The sequence below is a fragment of the Peribacillus sp. NPDC058002 genome (assembly GCF_042886655.1).
Lineage (GTDB): Bacteria > Bacillota > Bacilli > Bacillales > DSM-1321 > Peribacillus > Peribacillus aracenensis.
Map to the genome: position 1 here is coordinate 1 of NZ_JBHVQU010000344.1, position 3066 is coordinate 3066.

A 3066-nucleotide genomic window follows, 5' to 3' on the forward strand; every position below is an offset into this window, starting at 1 on the left:
CCCGCTGCTCCCGCAGGAGTCTCGCACTTGCGCTCCAATCAATCTTAAATCGTTTTGTTTTAAAACAACAATCTTTACGAAAAGAGCCTAAAAAAAGAGAATGACGGATATCCCGTCCCTCTCCTTCATACTTGATTAAAAGTCGAAATTATCAGGATCTGGACCAACACGGTGATTTTGGTTCAATCCATCAATTTGATTCATTTCCTCTTCCGTCAATTCGAAATCGAATATAGATGAGTTTTCTACAATACGATGTTCTTTAGTGGATTTTGGAATCGTTACAATCCCGTTTTGAATGTTCCAGCGCAAAATGACTTGTGCAACTGATTTGCCATGCTTGGTCGCAATTGCTTGTAAAACGTCATTATCCAGAAGTTCACCTTGCATCAATGGTGACCACGCTTCAAGCTGTATCCCTTGTTCCTTACAGAATGCCTGAACTTCTTTTTGAGTTAAACGCGGATGGCATTCCACTTGATTGACCATCGGCTTCACTTCTGCATCCTCCATTAAATCTTTAAGATGGTGAATCTGGAAATTGCTCACACCGATCGCTTTTACTTTTCCTTCTTTATAAAGAGTTTCCAACGCTCTCCAGGCTGCTTTATATTTTCCTTCCACTGGCCAATGGATAAGATATAAATCCAAGTAATCCAAACCAAGTTTCTTTAAGCTTTTTTCGTATGCCGCAATTGCTGATTCATATCCTAAATCGGCATTCCAGACTTTTGAAGTTACGAATAAGTCTTCCCTGGAGATTCCGGCTTCTTTAATGCCCTCACGGATCCCTTGTCCGACTCCTTCTTCATTTTCATAAATGGCAGCCGTATCGATACTGCGATAACCATGTTTAATGGCCACTTTAACTGCATTTACCAGCTCCGGCCCTTCTTCCACCTTAAATACGCCCAATCCGAACCAAGGCATTTTAACGCCATTATGCAACGTTGTTGTATCTTGTAAATTTTTCACCATTATACTCTACCTCCAAATTTTTTCTTCATTGTTTTTTAGGATCGTAATGCGCTTAAGTATCAGTATCATTACATCCCTTCAAGGAACCTTCCATCATTCCCTGAAGGGATGCAATGATACTTGGTTATTGATACTCTAAACGTATAGCATGCTTTTTCTAACATGCATCACTTTTTCAATCCTATGCTATTTTGTCAGTTCCCTTGGAACGATCTTTACTTTCCAGGGCACGGCTCCATGCTGTTAAAATCACTGCTGCAAACACCATGACTCCACCTATCCACGCTGTATGGATCAGTCCGATCGAATCCGTAATCACCCCTCCCAAGTAGGCACCAATGGCGATTCCCGCATTGAAGGCGGCAATATTGATGGCCGATGCCACGTCCACTGCACTCGGTACGAAACGCTCCGCTAACATGACCACATACACTTGAAGCCCCGGAACGTTCATGAATGCAAACAATCCCATTAAAATGATCGTAATTAAACCGGCAATCTTAAACGGTGCCGTGAAAGACAAAGCCACTAGTACAATGGCTTGTATAAGAAACATATAGAATAGGGCATTAATAGGATTGCGATTGGCGAATTTCCCGCCAAGGGTATTTCCTATCGCTATTGCTACTCCATATATTAGCAAAATCAAGGCCACAGTTCCTTCTTTAAACCCTGTCACTTCCTGAAGTAATGGCGACAGGTACGTGAAGACAACGAATGTACCTCCATACCCCAATGCCGTAATGATGAATACTAGCAGCAAGCGGCCATTCGTCACCAACTTGATTTGATCACGGAATGTGGTCCGTGCAGCCTTTCTTAAATTGGATGGAACCAGGATGCCGTTTCCGATGAAAGCAATCAAGCCGATTGCCACAATGATGATGAAAGCGAATCTCCAGCCGAATTGCTGACCGATGAAGGTTCCAAAAGGAACTCCGGTCACCGTTGCCACCGTCAGACCTGTAAACATGATGGCGATGGCACTAGCCCTGCGGTTTTCAGGGACCAAATCAGCCGCAATCGTAGCGCCGATCGACATGAAGATACCATGTGCAAGCGCTGAAATAACACGTGCGATCAATAATACACCGACAGTGGTTGCAGAAGCCGCTAATGCATTTCCGGCAATGAACACGACCATTATCCAAAGCAATAAAGTCTTTCGCGACATATTCGATGTCAGGGATGTCAGGATAGGTGCCCCGAACATGACCCCCAAGGCGTATAAGGATACCGTCAATCCCGCCGTCGTCACTGTAATGTGTAAATCTTTAGAAATGAGCGGCAATAATCCCACGCTGATGAACTCTGTTGTTCCAATTGCAAAGGCACTGATCGCTAAAGCCAGCAATGCCCATGTACTTTTATTTTTATTTGAAATCATATCCTCTTCTCCTTCTTGTCATTTTGTACTATCATTGAAATTGCCTTAGCAACTTTTTTTATAAATGGTACAGTGGAATTCGGCGTGCAAATGTTATTATGAGATATAATGCAAATAAAAAACAGTACGTACTTTAAAGTGATATAGGAACCTTTTAGTACCTATAGAATAAGGAGAGTATGCCAATCATGCAAAAAAAGAAATACAATATATCAGTTGAAGCGACACTGGAAGTAATGGGCGGAAAGTGGAAATGCGTAATCCTCTGCCATCTGACCCACGGAAAAAAGCGGACCAGTGAATTGAAGCGCCTTATGCCGAACATCACCCAAAAAATGTTGACCCAACAATTGAGGGAGTTGGAAAAAGACGAAGTCATCAATCGTATCGTTTACAACCAAGTCCCCCCTAAAGTGGAATATGAACTTAGTGAATATGGGCAAAGCCTGGAAAGTATCCTATCCTCACTATGTACGTGGGGGGAAAATCACATAACCAGAGTGTATGGAGATAAGTTTTCCGTACTCGAGGAAAGTGTATTGAATGATCCATTGAAATAATTCCAAACAAAAAGATTAGCTCGAAGCGGCTAATCTTTTTTTGTATGGCTGTTTTCGCATACTTTGTTGCTATTCACCAAGTAATTCGGTGTGGTTGATTTCCCCTCCAATGCTCGCTTTCCGCGGGGCGGGCGGTGAGCC

3 protein-coding genes are annotated in these 3066 nt (G+C 42.7%); 1 reads left to right on the forward strand and 2 read right to left on the reverse strand.

Annotated elements, in window-relative coordinates:
• Positions 1-135: 135 nt before the first annotated feature.
• Complete coding sequence (locus ACFVSH_RS24740; RefSeq protein WP_387708393.1) at positions 136-978, reverse strand: aldo/keto reductase; 843 nt, start codon at positions 976-978, stop codon at positions 136-138.
• Positions 979-1159: 181 nt separating this feature from the next.
• Positions 1160-2365: an MFS transporter gene (locus ACFVSH_RS24745; protein ID WP_260285520.1), complete on the reverse strand. Its 1206-nt coding sequence runs from the start codon at positions 2363-2365 to the stop codon at positions 1160-1162.
• 188 nt (positions 2366-2553) lie between these two features.
• Here ACFVSH_RS24745 and ACFVSH_RS24750 point away from each other — a divergent pair, with 188 nt between their 5' ends.
• Positions 2554-2925, forward strand: a complete 372-nt coding sequence (locus ACFVSH_RS24750) for a winged helix-turn-helix transcriptional regulator (protein ID WP_192206160.1) — start codon at positions 2554-2556, stop codon at positions 2923-2925.
• Positions 2926-3066: the final 141 nt, after the last annotated feature.

Excerpts from the sequence above, each read along its gene's own strand:
- ACFVSH_RS24740 (WP_387708393.1), bottom strand. The coding sequence starts at position 978 with ATGGTGAAAAATTTACAAGATACAACAACGTTGCATAATGGCGTTAAA.
- ACFVSH_RS24750 (WP_192206160.1), top strand. The coding sequence starts at position 2,554 with ATGCAAAAAAAGAAATACAATATATCAGTTGAAGCGACACTGGAAGTA.
- ACFVSH_RS24745 (WP_260285520.1), bottom strand. The coding sequence starts at position 2,365 with ATGATTTCAAATAAAAATAAAAGTACATGGGCATTGCTGGCTTTAGCG.